At 63.3% G+C, this 21,391-nt stretch carries 17 protein-coding genes; 5 read left to right on the forward strand and 12 right to left on the reverse strand.

The genetic code is table 11. From position 1 onward, the window contains the following. Positions 1-68 precede the first annotated feature (68 nt). Positions 69-983, forward strand: a complete 915-nt coding sequence (locus AC3WOG_RS31625; protein WP_492581707.1) for a LysR family transcriptional regulator — start codon at positions 69-71, stop codon at positions 981-983. 172 nt (positions 984-1,155) lie between these two features. Continuing rightward, entirely contained in the window at positions 1,156-1,770 is a 615-nt protein-coding gene (locus AC3WOG_RS31630) for a LysE family translocator (protein ID WP_492581708.1), read from the forward strand. Between the two features lie 27 nt (positions 1,771-1,797). Here the strand turns inward: AC3WOG_RS31630 and AC3WOG_RS31635 are convergent, their stop codons facing one another. After that, entirely contained in the window at positions 1,798-3,225 is a 1,428-nt protein-coding gene (locus tag AC3WOG_RS31635) for an aminotransferase-like domain-containing protein (RefSeq protein WP_492581709.1), read from the reverse strand. A gap of 199 nt (positions 3,226-3,424) precedes the next feature. On the opposite strand from AC3WOG_RS31635, the gene aptA reads away from it, so the two are divergent. Then, entirely contained in the window at positions 3,425-4,753 is a 1,329-nt protein-coding gene (gene aptA / locus AC3WOG_RS31640) for an omega-aminotransferase AptA (RefSeq protein ID WP_492581710.1), read from the forward strand. A gap of 232 nt (positions 4,754-4,985) precedes the next feature. Further along, positions 4,986-5,237, forward strand: coding sequence for a hypothetical protein (locus tag AC3WOG_RS31645; protein WP_341318191.1), 252 nt, complete (start codon positions 4,986-4,988; stop codon positions 5,235-5,237). A 987-nt stretch (positions 5,238-6,224) separates the two neighbouring features. Here AC3WOG_RS31645 and AC3WOG_RS31650 read toward each other — a convergent pair. The 11 genes from AC3WOG_RS31650 to AC3WOG_RS31700 all read right to left on the reverse strand — a co-directional run bounded on the left by AC3WOG_RS31650 (position 6,225) and on the right by AC3WOG_RS31700 (position 20,290). Then, the gene (locus AC3WOG_RS31650) at positions 6,225-7,442 is read right to left on the reverse strand and encodes an ABC transporter substrate-binding protein (RefSeq protein ID WP_492581711.1); all 1,218 of its coding nucleotides are present in this window, start codon (positions 7,440-7,442) and stop codon (positions 6,225-6,227) included. A 71-nt stretch (positions 7,443-7,513) separates the two neighbouring features. Beyond that, positions 7,514-11,122, reverse strand: coding sequence for a molybdopterin cofactor-binding domain-containing protein (locus AC3WOG_RS31655; protein ID WP_492581712.1), 3,609 nt, complete (start codon positions 11,120-11,122; stop codon positions 7,514-7,516). Continuing rightward, positions 11,119-11,637, reverse strand: a complete 519-nt coding sequence (locus AC3WOG_RS31660; RefSeq protein ID WP_492581713.1) for a (2Fe-2S)-binding protein — start codon at positions 11,635-11,637, stop codon at positions 11,119-11,121. Before AC3WOG_RS31660 ends, AC3WOG_RS31655 begins: the two co-directional genes overlap by 4 nt. Before the next feature lie 31 nt (positions 11,638-11,668). After that, positions 11,669-12,868 carry an amidohydrolase family protein gene (locus AC3WOG_RS31665; RefSeq protein WP_492581714.1) on the reverse strand — a complete coding sequence of 400 codons (1,200 nt, stop codon included), beginning with the start codon at positions 12,866-12,868 and terminating at the stop codon, positions 11,669-11,671. Positions 12,869-12,905: 37 nt separating this feature from the next. Beyond that, a complete protein-coding gene (locus AC3WOG_RS31670; RefSeq protein WP_492581715.1) occupies positions 12,906-13,619 on the reverse strand; it encodes an ABC transporter ATP-binding protein in 714 nt (237 codons plus the stop codon). Continuing rightward, a complete protein-coding gene (locus tag AC3WOG_RS31675) occupies positions 13,616-14,425 on the reverse strand; it encodes an ABC transporter ATP-binding protein (RefSeq protein ID WP_492581716.1) in 810 nt (269 codons plus the stop codon). Before AC3WOG_RS31675 ends, AC3WOG_RS31670 begins: the two co-directional genes overlap by 4 nt. Next, the gene (locus tag AC3WOG_RS31680; protein WP_492581717.1) at positions 14,422-16,356 is read right to left on the reverse strand and encodes an ABC transporter permease; all 1,935 of its coding nucleotides are present in this window, start codon (positions 16,354-16,356) and stop codon (positions 14,422-14,424) included. The genes AC3WOG_RS31675 and AC3WOG_RS31680 overlap by 4 nt, the downstream gene beginning before the upstream one ends. A gap of 126 nt (positions 16,357-16,482) precedes the next feature. After that, the gene (locus AC3WOG_RS31685; RefSeq protein ID WP_492581718.1) at positions 16,483-17,067 is read right to left on the reverse strand and encodes an amino acid synthesis family protein; all 585 of its coding nucleotides are present in this window, start codon (positions 17,065-17,067) and stop codon (positions 16,483-16,485) included. 84 nt (positions 17,068-17,151) lie between these two features. After that, a complete protein-coding gene (locus AC3WOG_RS31690; RefSeq protein ID WP_492581719.1) occupies positions 17,152-17,742 on the reverse strand; it encodes an amino acid synthesis family protein in 591 nt (196 codons plus the stop codon). Next, a complete protein-coding gene (locus tag AC3WOG_RS31695) occupies positions 17,718-18,668 on the reverse strand; it encodes a UPF0280 family protein (protein ID WP_492581720.1) in 951 nt (316 codons plus the stop codon). Before AC3WOG_RS31695 ends, AC3WOG_RS31690 begins: the two co-directional genes overlap by 25 nt. A 14-nt stretch (positions 18,669-18,682) precedes the next feature. After that, positions 18,683-20,290, reverse strand: coding sequence for a 6-hydroxynicotinate reductase (locus AC3WOG_RS31700; RefSeq protein ID WP_492581721.1), 1,608 nt, complete (start codon positions 20,288-20,290; stop codon positions 18,683-18,685). A 397-nt stretch (positions 20,291-20,687) separates the two neighbouring features. Here AC3WOG_RS31700 and AC3WOG_RS31705 point away from each other — a divergent pair, with 397 nt between their 5' ends. Further along, positions 20,688-21,389 carry a TetR family transcriptional regulator gene (locus AC3WOG_RS31705; RefSeq protein ID WP_492581722.1) on the forward strand — a complete coding sequence of 234 codons (702 nt, stop codon included), beginning with the start codon at positions 20,688-20,690 and terminating at the stop codon, positions 21,387-21,389. The last annotated feature ends 2 nt before the right edge of the window (positions 21,390-21,391 follow it).

A 21,391-nucleotide genomic window follows, 5' to 3' on the forward strand; every position in this document is an offset into this window, starting at 1 on the left:
AGTTTCACCTGTGAGGCGATAATATATCCATTTGGTTATTCAGTTTTTAACCATAGTGAGAAATCATAATGCTCGATCGTATTACGGGAATGCAGGTGTTCTCCCGTGCAGCTACTGCCGGAAGCCTTTCCGCGGCCGCCCGGCAGCTCGGCCTGTCGCCCGCGATGGCGACAAAGCACCTGGATGCGGTGGAGCAACGGCTGGGCGTGCGTCTGTTTCACCGCAGCACGCGCAAGCTCACGCTCACCGAAGCGGGCCAGCAATACCTGGAAACGTGCACCCGTCTCCTTCCCGACCTGGAAGAGGCGGAGGCGATGATCGCGTCTCAGCGCGTGGAAGCGAGCGGATTGCTGCGGCTGAATTCGCCACTTTCGTTTGGCGTGCGCTACGTCGCGCCGCTGATTCCTGTCTTCAGTAACAAGCATCCCGGGGTCACCATCGATCTCGGATTGAACGATCGCGTCGTTGATCTTATGGACGAGGGTTGGGATCTGACCATCCGGGTTGGGCGTCTGAAGGACAACCGTCTCGTTTCCCGCAGGCTCGCAGAGAGCGCGATGATTGTCTGCGCGGCTCCGGGCTACTGGGAGCGGCATGGACGCCCGGGGCTCTGGTCCGATCTGCGCGGCCACAATTGCCTGAGCGTCTCTTTTTCCAACATCTCGCGGCCCGACGAATGGCGGTTCGGCAAGGACGGGGACAAGCGCGTGGCCGTCAAGGGCACCATGCGAGCCAATAACGGCGATGCACTCGTCGCAGCGGCCGTTGCCGGTCTCGGCGTTCTTTACGAGCCCGAGTTCATCGTTGCCGATGCAATCCGGCAAGGTGCGCTGGAGCAGATTACGCTCGAAGCCCGCACTGCGGACCTTGGAGGCATACACCTGGTTCGCGCGCCGGACCGGGCTCCCCCCGCGAAGGTCCGGGTTATGACTGATTTTCTTCTCTCTGCATTCAATCCACGTCCGCCGTGGGCCATTCAATGAGGTCCCGGCGATCACACCCTTGGATCAGCCGATCGGTCATGCAGCATTCGGCGACCGGATCGGTCCACTTGCCGCCACCTCCGTACCGGACACCATCTCACAATCCGTACCGGTACTGTACCGGCCGGTGTCGCTAGAATGCCTGAAAGCCCTATCGACACTGGAGCCACCCATGTCATTCCTCAGCCTCAGCGCGCTGCCCGCCGGCATTCTGTTCGCGCTCGTCACCACCATCACGCCCGGCCCGAACAACACCATGCTGCTGGCCTCGGGTGTCAACTTCGGCTTTCGCCGCACGCTGCCGCATGTGTCGGGCATCAGTGCAGGCGTCGTGCTGTTGATGCTGTCGGTTGGCATCGGTCTCGGTGAAGCGTTCGTGCACTTCCCGGTGCTGTACACGGTGCTCGAAGTCGCGAGCGTCGCGTACCTGCTGTATCTCGCGTGGAAAATCGGCACGTCGGGCGAACTGAAGGTGAAGAAAGGCGAGCGCCGGCCGATGAAGTTTCACGAAGCCATCGCCTTCCAGTGGGTGAACCCGAAGGCATGGATGATGGTGCTGACCGCCGCCACCACCATTCACCTCAGCGAGAGCTACAGCCTCAACGCACTGGCGATGGCGATCATTTTCTATGTGGTCGGGTTTCCGTGCATCTGCCTGTGGGCGGGCTTCGGCACGGCCATGCGGCGCGTGCTGTCGGACCCGAAGCGGCTGCGCATCTTCAACGTAGCGATGGCGCTGCTGCTGGTGCTGACGCTGTATCCGATCGCGCTGAAGCTGTTCAGCTAGGCGGCGCCCCGCCCGCTAGCGCACGGTCTAAACCCAGTCCTGCCCTGAATCCTGGCCCACTCGCTCGATGAAGCGCCACAACGCGTCGTCGGTCGAGTACGGCGCGTTGAAACGGAACCAGGCGCTCGGGGCATCGTCGGGGCGGAAATAGGAGCCGGGCGCGAGCCAGATGCCGTGCGCGAGCGCGGCCGTCGCCACCTCGCCGGCCCGCTCCGCCTCGATTGGCAGGCGCGCCCACAGAAACAACCCGGCCCGCGGCCGGTGAAACAGTTCGAGCCCGAGCGAGTCGAGCCGCTCTTCGACGGTCGCATGCGCCACTTTGAGCCGCTCGTTCACGGCTTCGACGTGACGCGCGTAGCGCCCTTCGAGCAGCACCTTGTCGACGATCCGCTCGATCGCTTCCGACGACGTCAACCCCACCGCCATCTTCGTGCGCGCCAGTTCGCGCAGCACCGCGCGTTCGGCGACCACGTAGCCACAGCGCAGCCCCGGCGTCACCGTCTTCGAAAAACCGCCGACGTACAACACCCGCTGCAAGCCTTCCATCGCGGCGAACAGCGGCGCGCCGGGCGGCGCCAGTTCACGGCTGACGTCGTCCTCGATCACCCACATGCACTGGCGCTCGGCGATCTGCAACAGACGGAACGCGGCCGACATGCCGAAGGTCGCACCGGTCGGATTCTGCAGCGTGGTGTTGACGAAAATCGCCTTCGGCTTGTGCTGCGCGACCAGCGCCTCGAGCACGTCCGTATCGACGCCGGCCGGCGTGCGCGGCACGCCATGCACGACCAGCCCGGCCAGCTTGAGAATCTGCAGCAGATTGCAGTAGCCGGGATCTTCGACGATCACGGCGTCGCCCGCCCGCAGCAGCGTACGTACGATCAGATCCAGCCCCTGCGTGGCGCCCTGCGTGAGCAACACGTTCGAAACGTCGACCGGCAAGCCGCGCCGGTCCAGTTGCTCGGCGATCCGCTCGCGCAGCGGCGCGAAGCCGTACGGATGCCCGTAATCGCCAAGCCGCGCCGCCGGCACCCGGCTCATGGCGCGCAACGCGTGCTGCAAACCGGTCTCGTTGATCCACTCGTTCGGCAGCCAGCCGCCACCCGCCTTGATCGGCACCGAATGGTCGGCGAACACATCGGACAAGAGCCACGTCGCGGTCAGGCTCGGCGGTTGCCAATCGGTCGTCGCGACGCGCGCGGATGGCGCGCGCGCCGCCACGCGATAACCCGAACCGCGCCGGGCCACCACCAGCCCCATCGAAACCAGACGGTTGTATGCCTCGGTGACCGTGAAGGTGCTCAATGCATGGCTTTGCGCCAGTTGACGCACCGACGGCAACAGCGCGCCGGCGCGCAGCGATTGCGCCTCGATGGCGCGCGCGAAGCCTTGAACGACCTGCTCGACGAGCGTCGGGGCCGCGCGGCGGTCGCGCTCAAGTTCCAGTTCGATCATGTAAGGACGGAGGTTTGTGCGGCCGGCCAGGCTCTACTGGCGAGGTTCTGCCGGTCAGGTTCAGGCGGCCGGGGGATCCAGGCAATCGGCACAGTTATCGCAATTTCACCAACACAGTTAGCGCCACACTGCTGCAACTGTTTATGCCGCCATTAAACCGCGGACGCTACAGTTTCGCTACCACTTCGAGGAGAAAACCATGACTTCGCGCCCCGTCATCGACGACCTGTCGTCTTTCTGGATGCCCTTCACCGCCAACCGCCAGTTCAAGGCTGCGCCGCGCCTGCTGGAATCGGCCAAGGGCATGTATTACCGCACCACGGACGGGCGCGAGGTGCTCGACGGCTGCGCGGGTCTCTGGTGTGTGAATGCCGGCCATGGCCGCGACGAAATCGTCGCCGCGATCACCCAGCAACTGTCGACGCTCGACTTCGCACCGACCTTCCAGATGGGCCATCCGCTCGCATTCGAAGCCGCGTCGAAAGTCGCCGAATTGATGCCGAACGGCCTCGACCGGATCTTCTTTACGAATTCCGGTTCCGAATCGGTCGATACCGCGCTGAAAATCGCGCTGGCGTACCACCGTGCGCGCGGCGAAGGCCAGCGCACGCGACTGATCGGCCGCGAGCGCGGCTATCACGGCGTGGGCTTCGGCGGCATTTCGGTCGGCGGGATCGCACCGAACCGCAAGACCTTCTCGGGCGCGCTGCTGCCGGCGGTCGATCATTTGCCGCACACGCACAACCTCGAACACAACGCGTTTTCGAAGGGCCAGCCGGCATGGGGCGCGCATCTCGCCGACGAACTCGAGCGCATCGTCACGCTGCACGATGCATCGACGATTGCCGCCGTGATCGTCGAACCGGTGGCGGGCTCCACGGGCGTGCTGATTCCGCCGCAAGGCTATTTGCAGAAGCTGCGCGAGATCTGCACGAAGCACGGCATCCTGCTGATTTTCGACGAAGTGATTACCGGTTTCGGCCGCGTCGGCAAAGCCACGGCGAGCGAATACTTCGGCGTGACGCCGGACCTGATCACGATGGCGAAGGCGATCAACAATGCCGCGATCCCGATGGGCGCGGTGGCGGCGAGCCGCACGATCCACGACACGATCGTCAACAGCGGCGCGCAAGGCGCGATCGAACTGTTCCACGGTTATACGTATTCGGCGCACCCGGCCGCGGCTGCCGCAGCGGTGGCGACGCTCGATCTGTATCGCCGCGAAGGCCTGTTCGAGCGTGCTGCGACACTCGCGCCGACGTTCGAAGCGGCGGCTCACACGCTGCGCGACGCGAAGCATGTGAAGGACGTCCGCAATCTCGGCATGATCGCGGGTGTCGAACTGGAACCGCGCGACGGCGCGCCGGGCGCGCGGGCTTACGAAGCGTTCGTGAAGTGCTTCGAAGCGGGCGTGCTGGTGCGCTTTACCGGCGACATCCTGGCGTTCTCGCCGCCGCTCATCATCGACGAAGAGCAGATCGCGCACATCTTCAAGACTGTCGGCGACGTGCTCGCGACGGTGCAATAAGGAGCTGGAAAGACCGCGGCGCGCTTGACTCGGGTTTGACTCGGGTTTGACTTGAACGCGCCGTGGTCCGTCAACCGCGCGCTGCGCTAGTGATGCCCCCGCGACTGCTGGAAGCGGCCGGTTACACGGCAAAACCTCAGGAAATTGCCGGGCAAGGCTCGCGCCGGCTAGCTGGACGGCGTATGGTGATAGCGAGGGTTGGCGCCGTGGTCCGACCCGCCGGGAGACGCCCATGAAGATACCTACTGTTCGCGCAGGCGTGCATATCGAAGGCGTGCATTGGATCGCCGAATACGCCGAAGATGTTCATGAGATTCGCGTGTTTCGCGAAGGCCAGGAGGTGGATGTGCATAATGCGCCTTCCACGCTGTTCGGCGATGAGGAGAATGCTGGGTCTAAGAGCACGGCTGATCATCGGGCTATGGAGGCCGCTGTGCTTGCCTATTTAAAGCGGTTTGTTATTGAACATGATGCTGAGGAATAGGAGTTTTTTTGCGCGTAGCGGCTGGGGTTGGGTGTTTGCCTGCGCGGCGCTTTATGGCTGTGTGCCTGCGGCGTTGGCCTTTCCTTGATTTCTTGGTGGTCTATTAGCTTCGCCCCTGTGCGGGGCAGGCACTTACTTTCTTTGCCGCCGCAAAGAAAGTAAGCAAAGAAAGCGGCTTCACACCGTTAATTCTTAAGCGGGTCCCCTGGCTTGGAGGAGGCAGTGGAGCATCTGGAATCGGTGCTCTCGCACACTCCGCGCGGGTGACAAGGCCGTCATCCTTCCGGCGGCGCTGCGCGCGCCGTGGCGGTACTTCTCAAAACCGTCGGGCGTTTCCGTGCCTGTGGTTATCCAGGCATAACGGCTTGTCTTCGCTGCGCTAGCGGCGCTTCCATGCCTGCGGTTGTTCAAGCGTTATGGATTGCCTTTGCTGCGCTCGCGTAACTCGCGGCCGCGTTTTGTTCGGCGAGATGGGTTGTAATTCGCGGCTGCGTTTCGTTCGGCGAAGTGGCTCGCACTTCCACAATTCAGCGCCTCGCCGAGGCGAAGCCGATGGCTCCAACCACGCACAAACAACGCCTCTGGTTTTCATGGCGGACCGTTCCGGCGAGCACGCAGTGCGAGGCGGGAAGAATGATGCGGGAAACGCGTACACCCCATCGGTTTTGAGAAGTACCGCTACGGCGCGCGCAGCGCCGCCGGAAGGATGACGGCCTTGTCACCAGCGCGGAGTGTGCGGGAACACCGATTCCAGATGCTCCACTGCCTCCTCCAAGCCAGGGGACCCGCTTAAGAGCTGGCGGTGTAAGGCCGCTTTCTTTTGCCTACTTTTCTTTGCGGCAGGCAAAGAAAAGTAGGTGCCCCCCCGCACAGGGGGAACGCTAATAAACCAATAAGAAAGCAAGGAAAGGCCACCACCGTAGGCACACAGACTTAAAGCGCCGAGCAGGCAAAAAACCCAACCACTCGCTACGCGAAACCAAACCCTTATTCAGCGGCCCGCAACTTCCTAACCTCAGCATCGGAAGGCTGCACACTAGCACCATCAATATACCGATAAGAACTCATCACCCCCTTCCCGTCCTTGACGGCCGTCACACCCACATACGCCCCCATAGTCGACTGATTATCCTGCGCCCGATAAGTAATCGGCCCGAAGGGCGTCTCAACCCCGAGCCCCTTAAACGCGGCAGCAAGTTTGTCAGGATCGGTGGACCCAGCCTTCCTGATCCCAGTCGCAATCGACATCAAAGCAGAATAGCCAACAACCGACCCCAGTCGCGGATAATCGTGGTACTTCGCCTGATACGCGTCGACGAACTTCTTGTTGGCCGCGGTATCGATCGAATACCAGGGGTAGCCGGTCACGATCCAGCCGCCAGGCGCTTCAGCCCCCAGCGGGTCAAGATAATCCGGCTCGCCAGTCAGCAACGACACTACACTCCGGTCCTTGAACAAACCACGCGTATTGCCCTCGCGTACAAACTTGCCAAGATCGGCACCAAACAGCACGTTAAAAATCGCATCGGGCTTCGCATCGGCAATCGCCTGCGTGACCGCGCCCGCGTCGACATTACCGAGCGGCGTCGCCTGTTCGGCGACAAACTGCACGTCAGGCTGCGCGGCCGTCAGCAGCTTCTTGAACGTCGCCACCGCCGACTGCCCATACTCGTAATTCGGATACACCAGCGCCCAACGCTTCTTCTTCAGCTTCGCGGCTTCAGGCACCAGCATCGCGACCTGCATGTACGTCGACGGACGCAAACGGTATGTGTATTTGTTGCCATCCGCCCAAACTATCTTGTCGGTCAACGGTTCGGCAGCGAGGAAGAAAATCTTCTTCTGCTTCGCGAAGTCGGTCAGCGCAAGGCCGGTGTTCGACAGGAAGCCCCCGAACAGCAGTTGCACCTGCTCGCGTGCGATCAACTCCTGCGCAACGCGGATCGTGTCGCCCGGATTGCCGTTGTCGTCGCGCGACACGACTTCGAGCTGTTTGCCAAGCACGCCACCCGCCGCATTCACCTGTTCGAGCGCGAGATTCCAGCCGTTCTTGTAAGGCCCGAGAAAGGCGGGCTGCGCCTTGTAGCTGTTGATTTCGCCAATCTTGATCGTCTGTGCGCTCGCGCCGAAGGCGGTCAGCGACAGTGCCGTCGAGACCGAAAGCGAAACCGTGAGGCGAGAGATCCATCCTGCGCGCGTGGTCATGCGTTTCTCCGTTATTAAAAGAATGGCGGGAATGCCGGTAGTTTTTATCAAGCGTTGGAGCGTTTAGCGATTCATTCGGCCCGTGGCGTCGCGCGAATTCTGGCGACGCTCGCCGTGACGTCCTGCCATGCGGGTTTGCCGCCGGCAAATTGCTGACGCAAATATGAAACGAGTTCGGCCACCTGGGCGTCGTTGAAACTGTCGCGGTAAGCCGGCATCGTACCGAGTTCGGGCCGCGCAGGCGAGCCGATACCCTCGAGAATCACGCGAATCAGATTGTCAGGCGTCGCGCTGTGCAGATTCGTGTTGAGCGCCAGCGACGGATGCGCGCCGAACAACTGTGGCCCGCTGCCGGTGTGATGACAGGCGGCGCAGGCGCCGTCGAAGAGCCGTGCGCCGAGGCCGGAGGCGGTGCCCATGATTGCGCTGGCCTGCTCATACTGACGCGCCAACGCCCGCGGATCGGCATTGGGCTCGAGCGGATTGAGCGACGCCAGATAAGTGGCCATTGCGCGAATATCGCTGTCGGGCAGCGCCGCCAGATCGCCGACGACCGGCGCCATCGGGCCGGCCGCCACGCCATGCAGCGGCGCGTGACCGAAGCGCAAATAGCTGAACAGTTCGTCCTCGCTCCAAGGCACGGGTGCATTCGAAAGCGTCGTCAGCGCGGGCGCTTCCCAGCCTTCCGCCATGCCGCCCCCCATAAAGGCGGCGCCGGTTTGCTCGGCGCCGAATGCGTTGCGCGGCGTATGGCATGCGCTGCAATGGCCGAGGCCGTTCACCAGATAGGCGCCGCGATTCCATTGCGCACTTTGCGTCGCGCTGGCGGCGAACGTATTGCGGCCGAGAAACAGCCCATTCCATGCGGTCATCAGCGGACGCACGCTAAACGGAAACAGCAGCTTCGTTTCGGGCGGCCGCGAGCGCACCGGCGTTTGTGCCATCAGGTACGCATAGAGCGCTTGCAGATCGTCGTCGGAGATGTTCCTGAACGACGTGTACGGAAACGCGGGGTATAGATGATGTCCGTCACGGCTGATGCCCTGCCGCATCGCGCGCACGAACGCCTCCAGCGACCATGTGCCGATGCCGGTCTGTCCATCGGGCGTGATGTTGGTGCTGTAGACGGTGCCGAACGGCGTGTCGAGCGGCTTGCCGCCGGCGTTCGGCACGCCGTTGTGCGCGGTATGGCAAACGGCGCAATTCCCCAACGAAGCAAGCAGTTTGCCGCGCGCGACCAGCGCCGGTGCGAACGCGCTCGCAAGCGGCGGCGCGATCGGCGCAATGGCCTGCGGCGCCAAAGCCAGCGCACCGAGCCAGCCGGCCGCGCCAGTCGCCAGCGCGCCGAGAAAGCCCAGCCGCCAACGCTTCTTTTTGCGCGCGGCCGCTTCGTCGGCCTGCGCATCGGCGAGCGCGGCGCGAATCGTTTCGGGTGTGAACGGCGGCCGGCGAAAACGCACGCCGGTTGCGTCGTACAGTGCGTTGGCAATCGCCGCCGCGCCAGGCAACGAGGCCGATTCGCCGGTGCCCATCGGCGGCTCGCCGTGGCGCGGCATCATCACGACGTCGATGACCGGCACTTCACGGAACGTCAGGATCGGATAGGCGCCCCACTCCTGGCTCGTCACGGCGTTCTCACCGAAGGTCACGCGTTCCTTCAACGCGCGGCTGGTTGCCTGGATCACGTTGCCGTGAATCTGATGGCGCACGCCGTCCGGGTTGACCATCGTGCCGGTGTCCTGGCCGACCACCACGCGCGTCACCGCGAGTTCGCCGCTTTTGCGATTGACTTCGATATCGGCGACCCACGCGGACCATGCCGCGCCGAAACCCGGGAATTTGCTGTGCACGTAGCGCGCATAGGCGAAACCTCTGCCGCGCGCGATGTCGCCTTCGTCCGCTTCTTTCAACGCGATGTTGCGCGGTTCCCAGCCCGCCTTCCCGGCCACCGCTTTGACCAGATCGATCGCGCGCGGATCGGTCAGATGCTTCAGGCGAAATTCGACCGGGTCGACGCCCGCCTCGGCCGCGAGTTCGTCGATGAACGATTCGTGCGCGAACGTATTCGGCAACGCGGAGACGCCACGCAACCACGACGCTCGCACGATCGGCGGCGTGTCGTCGCAGACAATGCGCATCGTGCGGTAGTCGTACGGCGGCACGGCCGTGCGGTCGCCCATTTCGAACACCTGTGGCTGCGCGGAGATCGTGCCGGTCAGCAGCAACGCTAACGTGGGCGCGTCGTTCGATGGATAGCGTGTCGCGAAATCGTACGCTGCCAGCTCGCCTTCAGCACTTAAAGCGCCGCGCACATCCATCAATTGCGCGGCGCCCTTCGGTTCCCACGCATGCTCGTCTTCGCGCGACAGTTGCACGCGCACCGGAGCACCGGCCGCGCGCGACAATAGCGCGGCGTCGGCGGCGACATCGTCCGCGCAATTGCGGCCGTAGCAGCCCGCCGCATCCATGCGGACGATCTCGATGCGGGCTTCGTCGAGCGTCATCAGCAACGCAAGATCGGCGCGCAGCGAATGCGGATTCTGCGTGCCCGACCAGACTTTCAGCATGCCGTCGCGATAGTCGGCCACCGCGCACGACGGCCCGATCGACGCATGCATCTGGAACGGCCACACGTACGTTCGTTCCAGCGAGCGCGCGTCGGCATCACCGAGCGCTGCGTCGACATCGCCGTCGATCACCAGATCACGGCGCGTCGACGGATTCGCGCGTAACGCAGCCTCCACTTCTTCGCTGGTTTCGAGCGGCGGCAAACCTTCCACCGCTTTCCATCGCACGTTCAGCCGCTTCACCGCCTGCTGCGCGACCTCCTCGCGCTCGGCCACGATGCCGACAAAGTCACGAATCACCACCACTTTGACGATGCCAGGCAAATCGTTGAGCGAGTCTTCATCGACATGCAGCAAGCTGTTGCCCACGAAATCGCCCTGCGCGACGCCCGCATAGGGCGGCCGCACCACCCGGCCGTGCGACATGCCCGGCACGCGCACGTCGTGGACAAAGATTAATTCGCCAGTGGCCTTGGCGAGAATATCGACGCGCGGCGTGCTCTTGCCGACGATCTTGTACGTGTCCGGCGATTTCAAAGGGGCGTCGCCGGTCAACGTCAGTTCGATACGTCGTCCCGCGATCAATTCGCCGTAGGCGATGCCTTTTTCTGTGTCGTCGTCGCGGTGAAAAACCACACCGTCTCGCACCTCGAGCTTGTCCGCACTCACGTTGAAGCGTGAAGCCGCTTCCGCCAACAGAAACTGCCTTGCCTGCGCCGCCGCCTGGCGCAACGGCACCGCCGAAATCTGGATCGTGGCGCTCGCGATCGTCGGCCCCTGATTGGGCACTTCGCCGGTGTGTCCAAGCACAAGCGACACGCGCGTCAACGGCACGTCCAGTTCTTCCGCGACGATTTGCGCGAGCGCCGTGCCGATGCCCGTGCCGAGATCGACATGACCGTTGAACGCGACCACGCTGCCGTCGTCACGCACGACGACGAACAGGTCCGCGTCCGTGGGCACAAAAGACGAACGCGACCCCGGCTGACCGATGGCCGGCCTCACAAGCGCTTGCGGCGGCCGCGTGACGATCAGCACGTTCTGCGCGTCATGGAGCTGCTGCCGCGACGGCGCCACAGACCGGCGATCGCCGCTGAAATCCGGCCCGGTCATGCGCGCGCTCCGTCTTGCGCGACCGATTGCGCCGCCGTTTGCGCGGCGAGCAATTCAGCGGCACGCTGCACCGCGCGCACGATCTCGACGTGCGTGCCGCAGCGGCACAGGTTGCGCGACAACTCGCGCCGGATCGTGTCGACGCTCGGATGCGGATCGCGATCGAGCAGCGCTTTGGCGGTCATGATCATGCCGTTCAGGCAATAGCCGCACTGCGCGGCCTGTTCTTCGATGAACGCCTGCTGCACCGGATGCAATGCGGCACGCGTGCCCAGTCCTTCTAGCGTGGTGATCTCGCGGCCCGATGCGACCTTCGCGGTCGTTACGCAGGAACGCGTCGGCATGCCGTCGAGCAGCACCGTGCACGCGCCGCATTCGCCAAGGCCGCAGCCGAATTTCGGGCCGTTCAGCGCGAGATCGTTGCGCAGCAAATAAAGCAGCGGCGTGTCGGCAGCGGCGCTGACGAAATGCGTCGCGCCGTTCACCTTCAGCGTGAGGGTCGCCGGGTGGTTCATGAAGGAGTTGGTCACGCCGTGCGGCGGGCGTTCAGATCACCACCGGCACTTCGGTCGCCGGCGGGGTGTTGCGGCTGCGGCGGCAGCGGATCAATCCGTCGATCATCACCATGCCGACGCCCGGGATATCGCCGAGCTGCACGCTTTCGAGCAGCGTATCGGCGGCCGTGTGCTGCGCACGGTCCATGAAAACGAGGTCGGCGGGACGGCCCACTTCGATCAGGCCTTGCCGCAGCTTGCGTTGCCGCGCCGTATTGCCGGTCGCAAAGCAGAAGGCGATTTCAGCGGGCACGTCGGCGAGGCTCGAGATCAGCGCGATCATCCGCAGAATGCCGAGCGGTTGCACGCCGGAACCGGCAGGGCTATCGGTGCCGAGAATGATCCGGTGCGGACATTTGAGTTCGATCGCGTGGCGCGCGGTGAGCAACGCGATCCGCTCGTTGCCGTTGTGGACGATCTCCAGCGCGCGGCTCGATTGCTCGCACAGATCGCATACATGCCGATACGACAGCGACGTGTGGCCGCCGTTGATATGGCCGATCACGTCGGCATCCGCGGCAAGCACCACGTCCCGGTCGATCAGGCCCGAGCCTGGAATCGACGGACCGCCCGTGTGAATCGTGCTTTGAATTCCATACTTGCGCGCCCACGCGACCATCTGCGCCGCTTCCTCGCCGCCCTTCACGCTGCCGAGGCCGACTTCGCCGAGCAGCTTCACGCCCGCTTCCGAAAGCTCCTTGAAGTCTTCCTCGACCATGCCCTTTTCGATCACCGGCGCACCGGCCATCACCTTCACGCCGCCGCCGACACCCGCGCCGCGCATTCCTTCGAACGAACGTTGCGCGGTGATCGCGAGCGCCTTCACGCCGAGCACGTCTTTCGGGCGGCCGGGCAAATGCACCTCGCCGGCGGAGATCATCGTGGTGACGCCGCCGTTCAGATTCGATTCGATCCAGCCCATCTGATTCTGACGCGGCGTCCAGTCGCCGAACACCGGATGGACGTGCGAATCGATCAGGCCGGGCGCAACGGTAGTGCCTTTGCAATCGACGGTCGTGCGCGCGCCTTCGAGGTCGCAATCCTGTTCATGACCGACTGCGACGATCACGCCGTCGTCGATCACCAGCGTGTCCGCGTCGAGAATCGGCTGGTCGATGTCGCCGGATAACAGCAGGCCGATGTTCGTTACCGCGACCTTGCCCGACAAGCCTGTCAACGTCTCTGCTGCCATCTACTTCTCCTTTCGCAACGACTGCCCGCCGATGGAATCACACGCTCAGGTAAGCGCGCCTGACTGTTTCGTTCTTTGCGAGTTCGCCGATCGCGCCGCTGAAACGGATCTGCCCTTTTTCGAGCACATACGCGCGGTCGCTGACCAGCTCGGCGAAGTGCAGGTTCTGTTCGGATAACAGAATCGACAACCCTTCGCGCTTGAGTTCGAGAATCATGTTCGCCATCTGTTCGACGATCACGGGCGCCACCCCCTCGGACGGTTCGTCGAGCAGCACCAGATACGGATTGCCCATCAGCGTGCGCGACACGGTCAGCATCTGCTGCTCGCCGCCGCTCATCTGGCCACCCGGACGTTTCGGCATTTCGCCGAGATTGGGAAACAGGCGAAACAGTTTTTCGGGCGTCCATTGCGGCGCGCCTTCGCGGGGCGGCTGACGGCCTGTATCGAGGTTTTCCATCACGGTCAGATCGGCAAACACGCGGCGGTCTTCCGGCACGAAGCCCATGCCCATGCGTGCGATTCGATACGGCGGCGACGTCGTGATGTTCTGACCGCGAAAACGCACTTCACCCTGGCGACGCGGCAGCAAGCCCATGACCGCTTTCATCGTGGTCGACTTGCCCGCGCCGTTGCGGCCCATCAGCGCCACAACTTCGCCGCGGCCGACTTCGAGGCCGACGTCGAACAGAATGTGCGCGCGGCCATAGAACGCGTTGAGGCCGGAGACTTTCAGCATCGGCTCGCTCATTGCAGCGCTCCTTGTCCTTGATGACCGCCTGCCGCTTCATGCAGCGGCGCGTGCGGCCGGAAGGTTTTGCCGGTGCCGAAATAGACCTCCTGCACGCGTGCGTCGTTACGGATCGTTTGCGCGTCACCCTCGGCGATCAGCTTGCCGCGCGCGAGCACAATCATGCGATCGGCGTACGCGAATACAACGTCCATGCTGTGTTCGGTGAACAGCACGCCGATTCGATGTTCCGTCACGAGACGTTTGGTCAGTGCCATCAAGTCGTTGCGCTCCTTCGGCGCCATGCCGGCAGTGGGCTCGTCCATCAGCAGCAGCTTCGGCCGATTCGCCAGCGCGATGGCGAGTTCGACGCGTTTGACGTCGCCATAAGCGAGCACGCCGCATGCGCGATGCGCATCGGCAGCCATGCCGACCTGCTCGAGCAACGCGAGTGCTTCATCGGCGTAGTGCGAGCCCGCGGATTTCCACAGACCGAATATCTTGCGTTCACGCGACACCAAGGCCATCTGCACATTTTCGAGGATGGTCATCGAGTTGAAGGTCGCGGCGATCTGGAACGTGCGTCCGACGCCCAGCCGCCAGATATCGCGCGGCCGCATGCCGACGAGTTCGTGATCGTCGAGTCGAATCGATCCGGACGATGGCTGCAACTGACCATTGACCATGTTGAAGCAGGTCGACTTGCCCGCGCCGTTCGGGCCGAGCAAGGCGAGCAGCTGACCGGCTTCGAGATCGAAGGAAACATCGTCGACGGCTTTCAGGCCGCCGAACGATTTGGACAGGCCGCAGACGCGCAGCAAGCTCATAGCCCCTCCTTGATCGCGGTAGCTTGCGGTGGCGACTTGACGCTTTCTTCAGCGGTATCGTCGTCGCCAGAACGCTCGCGGATGAAGCCGACAATCCCTTGTGGAAACGCGATCACCAGCAGCAGGATCGCGAGGCCGAGCAGCGCCTGCCAATAATCGGTCTGCCGCGCGACGGTGTCCTGCAGCCACGTGAACACCGCTGCGCCGACAATCGGGCCCGTCAGTGTCTGCAAGCCGCCGAGCAGCACCATCACAAGGCCGTCGACAGAGCGGCCCACGCTGATCACTTCCGGCGAAATCGTGCCCTTGGAAAACGCGTACAGCGATCCAGCCAATCCGCAGAACAGCGACGCAATCACGAACGCCGCCCACTGCACGCGCTTCACGTCGATGCCGATCGCCTCCGCGCGCAACACCGAATCGCGCGACGCCCGCATCGCGTAGCCAAGCGGCGAGAACAGCATCTTGCGCAGAAGCCACACGCCGATCACCGCGCAGACCAGCGTCACATAGTAAAAAGCCACCGGCGACGACAGCCAGTTCGACGGCCACAAACCGAGAATGCCGTTGCTGCCGCCCGTCACGGCGTCCCACTGAAACACCACGGACCAGACGATCTGCGCGAACGCGAGCGTCAGCATCGCGAGATAAACGCCGGAAAGGCGCACGCAAAACCAGCCGAATACCAGCGCGCCGGCCACCGCGAGCGACGGTCCAAGCAGCAACGCGGCTTCCATCGGCAGATTCAAAACTTTGAGAAACAGCGCCGCACCGTATGCGCCGAGGCCGAAGTAAGCGGCATGACCGAACGAATGCATGCCGCCCGGGCCCATGATGAAATGCAGACTCGTGGCGAACAGTACGGCGATGAGGATTTCAACAAGCAGTACCGGCATGTACGGAAACGCGTTCGCCGCGAGCGGCGCCAATACCAGCACCACCAGCGCGATCGCCGCCAGCCACTTCAGACGCTTGCCCGCCGGCCTCAAAGGCGCCTCCGGCGCCGCCATGCCCCGCACGGCAGCGCTCGCCCGGCCGAGCAGGCCCCAAGGCCGCACCACCAGCACCACCGCCATCACGACAAACTCGGCGACCAGCGTGAAGCGGCTCAACGACAGATCGATACCGAACACCGATACGTGGCCGATGCCGATGCACAGCGCCTTGATCTCCGCGATCAGCAGCGCGGCGACAAACGCGCCCGGAATCGAACCCATCCCGCCGACCACCACCACGACAAACGCATTGCCGATGGTCTCCAGATCCAGCGACAGATTCGCCGACATCCGCGGCCCTTGCAGCGCGCCGCCCAAACCGGCGAGAAACGCGCCGACGAAAAACACGCCGGTGAACAACCACGCCTGATTGATGCCGAGCGCGCCGAGCATCTCGCGATCCTGCGTTGCGGCACGCACCAGCGTGCCCCAGCGCGTGCGCGTCAACGCGTACCACAGCAGCAGCAACACCACCGGTCCGATCACGATCAGCGCGATATCGTAAGTGGGTAGCGGATGACCGAGGAAATCGACCGCGCCTGCCAGATGCGGCGCGCGCGGTCCGAACAGGTCTTCAGGACCCCACAGCCACAATGCGGCGTCGCGAAAAATCAGCACGAGCGCGAACGTCGCCAGCAAATGAAACAACTCAGGCGCCTGATAAATACGCCTCAAAACAATCATTTCGACCAGCGCGCCAAGCACAGCCACGACCAGCGCGGCCGCCAGCACCGATAACCAGAACCCACCCGCCGTATGGCCGAAGCGGCTCGCGATGCTATATGCGACATAGATGCCGAACATATAGAACGAGCCGTGCGCAAAGTTGACGATGCGCGTCACGCCGAAGATCAGCGACAGACCGGCGGCGACGAGAAACAGCGTCGACGCGTCGGCGAGTCCGTTGACCAGCTGTACCAGCAAATTCGAAAACATCGTGACCCTCGGCAGCTTGCTGTTCGGTCACGCCGCGCGATACGCGACGAACGGACAGCAGACGTTGCAGCGCGTGCGGCACCATGCGCGCACGCGTCAACGGCAGGACACTAACAGCGAACCAACTCAACGCAAACCGTCTTCGCCCTTGATCTCACTCACCTGCAAGCCGCCGATGCGCGGCAGCGGCCGTCCCGACGCCGTCACCGCGACCGCCACGACGATTTCATCGGCACGCGGCGCGTCCGACACGCGCGCTTCGATCGCATCGAAATGGCTGCGCACGAAGGCGGCGTCCTTGTGGCCGAGCGGCACGTCGATCGCGGTGCCGAGCGTGCCCATTTTCTTCGCCGACGGCACCAGCGCCGCCCCCTTCTCGACCGCAACCCGCAGCGGCGCGCCGAGCTTCGGATGCAGAATAGCCGCGGCATGTTCCAGTTCGCCCGCCTCGCCGACGATAGCCGCCTTGCCGTAGCTTTGCGCTTCGGCCGGCTTGATGCCGAGTGCCTCGACGCACTTGTTGCCGAGCAAGCCGCCGAGTTCCTCGCCGGCTTCGATCAGTGCATCGAGCCTGGCCTCGTAGCGGCCCGCATACGGATTCTCGATCACCGCAATCGCTACCGCACGGCGTGCCGGCGGGTTGACGGCCTGCCCCATTTCAATGCGTACTTCATCGACCTGCACGACCAGCTTGCGAAGCTTGATTGCCATTTCGCTCTCCGTGTTTGGGTGCGCGTGTTGCTTACGTTCAGTGCGTATGTTCGGTTCGTGGTTCAGGAGGCGCTCATGAGGCATTCAACGCAAGCCGTCCTTGCCGACGATCGCCTCTTTCGCAAGGCCGCCGACCCGCGCATGCACGCGCTGCCCGGTGCTCATTACGAGGATATACACCAGCTCGTCCGCGGCGGGCGCGCCGGGCACGCGCACTTCGATCGCATCGAAATGGCTGCGCACGTAGCTCGCGTTGACGTGCGTGAGCGGCACGTCGAGCGAGGTGGAAGGCGCGCCGACCTTCTTGGTCGACGGCACGATCGCGTTGGTCGGCACGCCGTTTTTCTCCAGCAACTCACGCATCGCATAGCCGCCCGGCACATGCCACAGCGCGCCGTGCTCGAGTTCGCCGCGCGAGCCGACGATCGCGCCTTTGCCATAGCTTTCGATCGAAGCGTGCGGCACGGCCATCGCCGCGAGCAGCCGCTGCGCCATGTCGAAACCGATCGGCTTGAGCGCTTCCATGGCGGGTTCGATGTGCGCTTCGTAGCGCCCGGCGAACGGGTTCGTCATCACCGCGGCAATCGCGCCACGCCGCAACGGCCGCGCGGGCGCGGGGCCGAACTCGTGAAAGATGTCTTCGACGTGCGTCAGCACGCGGCGTATTTCGAACACGGAGCCTCCGTTGGTTTTTGAGCGCGATGCGTCAGAAGCGCCGCGCCTTGCTGAATCATGCCGACGACGCGCGCTTGCCCTTGCAGGAACAGCGCGGCGCCTTCGATCAAGCCTCGTTCACGCAGACGCTGAGCCGTTCCGGCACCACGGGTCAGCGCGAAATCGATCAGCGGCTGCGGCAAGGGCGGCACGTCGACGGTCACCAGCATGTCGCCGAGATCGCTATCGTCTTTCAACGACGACGCCGGGCGGCGCACGATGCCCGCATGATCACAGTCGACTGCGTTGGCGATCATTGTCGCGGCGACGTCGGCAGTGGCGGCGTTGCAAGCAAGCACGGTCACGCTGTCGGCGATACCGAGGCTGAAGCTGCGGCCACGCCAGCCACTGGTCGCGATACCGCGGACCGGCATGCCGGCGTCGAGTGTGAGGTTTGCATTTAGCGCTTGCTCGCCCGTGAGCCTGGCGCCTGAAAGTTCGGCGAGATCGGCGAGATTGGCAAATACGCCGACGCGGTACTGCTGCCCTTCTGTCAAATGCAACGCAATGTCGCCGCCATTATTGATGAAAGCGCGCGATACGCCGGGCCGCGCGAACGCCGCGATCAGTTCATCAGCGACACTACCCGCCACGGCCGCCATGGGTGTGATATAGCGTGCGCGGTGAGGAAAACATGCGCTCCACATGCGGCGGGCTACCTTGCCTTTCAACTCACATTCGTTGAGCGCGGTGTCATTCGGCAGCGCTTGTCGAAGTCGCTTAAGCTCGCTGACCAACTCGGGCAACACGTCGACAAAACGCGTCCAGCAGGCCTCATACGCGGTCTGCACCGCCGCGGGTTCGCCATCCGCGCCGAGGATCAGATCGATCGGCCCATGCTGCCAATGCCAGCGTGCCGCGTCGAGTCGAATGCGGGTTGCGTTCATCGCGTTTATCGCCTTCATCCGGGCATCGGCGACATGGCGTGCGGCCATGGGTTGTCGGGATTGCGCGGCAACGTCCGGCGCGCGAGCGGCGCACCTTCCGTATGTTCCGGCCCGTTTGCGAGCACACTGGCCAACGAGCGCACCGCGTCGAGATGGCCGCCGAGATCGCGATACGCGTCATACGTCATGCTGAATTCGATCGGCGCGACGATCGCGGGCGTCGGCACGCTGCCGAACGATCGGTCAGGCATGCGCGAAACGTCGACCATCACCGTGATGCCGCCGCCAGGCCACACATAGGCAGGCGCGCCGCCACAGGTCACGTTCACCCGTTTCTGCTTGATGGCGCGCGTCAGCAGCACCGGATTCTCGGTTGCACCCGCTCGCAGACTGCCACCTGCGCCGCCGAGAAACAGCACGGTCGCCAGCGACGGTTCGCAGTTTTCGCCAATCCGGTCGACCGTGCTGCGCACCGGGTCGGGCATCGACGCCATGCGCGGCACCAGATCGCGATCGAGTTCGTACCACTGCGCGTGTTCGCCGGTAGTCGACACCATCAGCAAACGCATACCGGGTTTCGCCACCGCCGGGTCGAAGCCTTCGACAATTGCCAGTGGGTCCTGAATGTCGGTGCCGCCCCAGCCGGTGCCGGGATTCGCCACCTGGAAATAGCGGCCCGGCGTCGACTTGCGTCCGCGAATCTTCACACCTGAACGCGTCATGCCGAGGCATCGGCCCGCCTGATGTTCGGTCAGCACGCCGGTGATGTGATCGTCGACCACGACCACTTCATCGGCATGACCGAACCATTGTTTCGCGAAGATGCCGATGGTGGCCGAGCCGCAACCCACGCGCATGCGCTGCTCTTCGATGCCGTCGACAATCGGCGCCGCGCCCGCGCGAATCACCAGACTCGAGCCGCCGTCGATGGTCAACTCCACCGCTTCCTTGTTGCCGAGTGCGAGCATCATGTCGCAGGTTACGCGGCCTTCTTTCTTGCTGCCGCCGGTCAGATGATGGACGCCGCCGAGGCTCAGCATCTGCGAGCCATATTCCGCGGTGGTCACATGGCCCACGATCTCGCCGTGGCAACGCACGTTCGATTGCTCCGGCCCGAGAAAGCGGTCGGTATCGATCTTCACCTTGAAGCTGCAATAACTGAAAATGCCCTCGGTGACGACGGTAATCATATCGACGCCGTCGAGCTTCGAAGAAACGATAAACGGCGCGGGCTTGTAGTCAGGATAAGTGGACGATGCGCCGATACCGGTGACAAACAGCGCCTGTTCCGCAGCGGGATCCGGCGCCTCGGAAGATGCACCAAATTCGACCGCGGCATTTGTACTGCTTGCACTCGCTTCCGACGATGAAACCGCACGCGAAAGAAACACCACCGGATCGACGCGAATCAGCCGGCCATCGGCATTCGCATAGCGATCGCATGCGCCGGTGCGGCCCTCCGATATCTGGCACAACACCGGACACGCATTGCATTCGATCTTGTTCGACGCCATCCGCTCGTTACGTGGCGCCGCTTTTTCCAGCACAGTGGGACCCGGCGTCGAGGCGGTTTCGCCGTCGACGCTCTCCGCACCGAAATCGACCTTCGTATGTTCTGTCATGGTGGGGTTCCCATACGACGACATTACAATCGGTCCTGCCCGGCTGACGAATAGCCCGTGTTTAAAGGGATGTTCGCGTGGCCCGTTTTTTGAATGTTGCGGTCACTCACCGTTCGTGTAGTATCCACTACACCAAACTTGCTTGAAATCTAACTGATCAAAATAGACTGTGCAATGTGTTTCCCGGTCTGCTTCCAAACGTGTTTCCAGGCTACCCCCGGATGCTGCGGCGCGGCATCCTCGCGTGGATCACAAGCCAATCTACGCCGAAGCACATGTTCGTGCAGCGCAGTCCGCCGCGTGCGATGCGGGCTGTATGATGAAAGCGCGCTACCGCCCACTCTGCCCGCGGTGCATGTCGTTTAATTAGTCGCCAACAAAGGGAACCGAGACCGCCATGAGTCCCTCTGCCGCCCGCAAGCCGGGCGCTACCGGTATCCGTGCGAAACAGGCGCAGGACACGCGCGCCAAGATTCTGAAAGCGGCAATCAAGGTCTTTGCGAAACAAGGCTATGCAAGCGGCCGCGTCGAAAGTATTTCGAAGGCCGCGCGTTCGCACGACCGCATGATCTATTACTACTTCGGCAGCAAGGAGCAGTTGTTCGTCGAAGTACTGGAGACGATCTACACGCAGTTCAACGAGGCCGAGAGCAAGCTCGATCTCGATCTCGGCGATCCCGCGCACGGCTTGCAGCAGATGGTCGAATTCGTCTGGCAGTATTACCTCGATCACCCCGAGTTCGTCACGCTGCTGTCGAGCGAGAATCTGCATCAGGGCAAGCACGCGAAGAAGTCGCTGAAACTGAAGGAGATTTCGGGCTATGCGATTTCGGTCGTACAGAAACTATTGGATGCGGGCCAGGCGCAGCGCGTGTTTCGCGCTGACGTAGAGGCGCGCGATGTGTACATCATGATTGCGTCGCTCGGCTATTTTTATAACGCCAATCAATACACATTGGGCGCGTTTCTCGGCGAGCCGCTGATGGACAAGGCGGCGCTCGCGCATTGGCGCGAGGTCATCAAGGATACAGTGTTGCGCGCGGTGCGCTTGCAGTTGCCGGCTGATGCGGCAGTCGGGAACGAAAGCAGAACTGCTTGAAG

This window comes from Paraburkholderia sp. FW306-02-B (genome assembly GCF_058782725.1).

What these genes read in the sequence shown, in the direction of transcription:
- AC3WOG_RS31705 (WP_492581722.1), top strand. Translation starts at nt 20,688, where the DNA reads ATGAGTCCCTCTGCCGCCCGCAAGCCGGGCGCTACCGGTATCCGTGCG.
- AC3WOG_RS31635 (WP_492581709.1), bottom strand. Translation starts at nt 3,225, where the DNA reads ATGATCGAACTGGAACTTGAGCGCGACCGCCGCGCGGCCCCGACGCTC.
- AC3WOG_RS31630 (WP_492581708.1), top strand. Translation starts at nt 1,156, where the DNA reads ATGTCATTCCTCAGCCTCAGCGCGCTGCCCGCCGGCATTCTGTTCGCG.
- AC3WOG_RS31670 (WP_492581715.1), bottom strand. Translation starts at nt 13,619, where the DNA reads ATGAGCGAGCCGATGCTGAAAGTCTCCGGCCTCAACGCGTTCTATGGC.
- AC3WOG_RS31695 (WP_492581720.1), bottom strand. Translation starts at nt 18,668, where the DNA reads ATGAACGCAACCCGCATTCGACTCGACGCGGCACGCTGGCATTGGCAG.
- AC3WOG_RS31625 (WP_492581707.1), top strand. Translation starts at nt 69, where the DNA reads ATGCTCGATCGTATTACGGGAATGCAGGTGTTCTCCCGTGCAGCTACT.
- AC3WOG_RS31655 (WP_492581712.1), bottom strand. Translation starts at nt 11,122, where the DNA reads ATGACCGGGCCGGATTTCAGCGGCGATCGCCGGTCTGTGGCGCCGTCG.
- AC3WOG_RS31700 (WP_492581721.1), bottom strand. Translation starts at nt 20,290, where the DNA reads ATGACAGAACATACGAAGGTCGATTTCGGTGCGGAGAGCGTCGACGGC.
- AC3WOG_RS31660 (WP_492581713.1), bottom strand. Translation starts at nt 11,637, where the DNA reads ATGAACCACCCGGCGACCCTCACGCTGAAGGTGAACGGCGCGACGCAT.
- AC3WOG_RS31665 (WP_492581714.1), bottom strand. Translation starts at nt 12,868, where the DNA reads ATGGCAGCAGAGACGTTGACAGGCTTGTCGGGCAAGGTCGCGGTAACG.
- AC3WOG_RS31645 (WP_341318191.1), top strand. Translation starts at nt 4,986, where the DNA reads ATGAAGATACCTACTGTTCGCGCAGGCGTGCATATCGAAGGCGTGCAT.
- AC3WOG_RS31685 (WP_492581718.1), bottom strand. Translation starts at nt 17,067, where the DNA reads ATGGCAATCAAGCTTCGCAAGCTGGTCGTGCAGGTCGATGAAGTACGC.
- AC3WOG_RS31650 (WP_492581711.1), bottom strand. Translation starts at nt 7,442, where the DNA reads ATGACCACGCGCGCAGGATGGATCTCTCGCCTCACGGTTTCGCTTTCG.
- AC3WOG_RS31675 (WP_492581716.1), bottom strand. Translation starts at nt 14,425, where the DNA reads ATGAGCTTGCTGCGCGTCTGCGGCCTGTCCAAATCGTTCGGCGGCCTG.
- AC3WOG_RS31680 (WP_492581717.1), bottom strand. Translation starts at nt 16,356, where the DNA reads ATGTTTTCGAATTTGCTGGTACAGCTGGTCAACGGACTCGCCGACGCG.
- aptA (WP_492581710.1), top strand. Translation starts at nt 3,425, where the DNA reads ATGACTTCGCGCCCCGTCATCGACGACCTGTCGTCTTTCTGGATGCCC.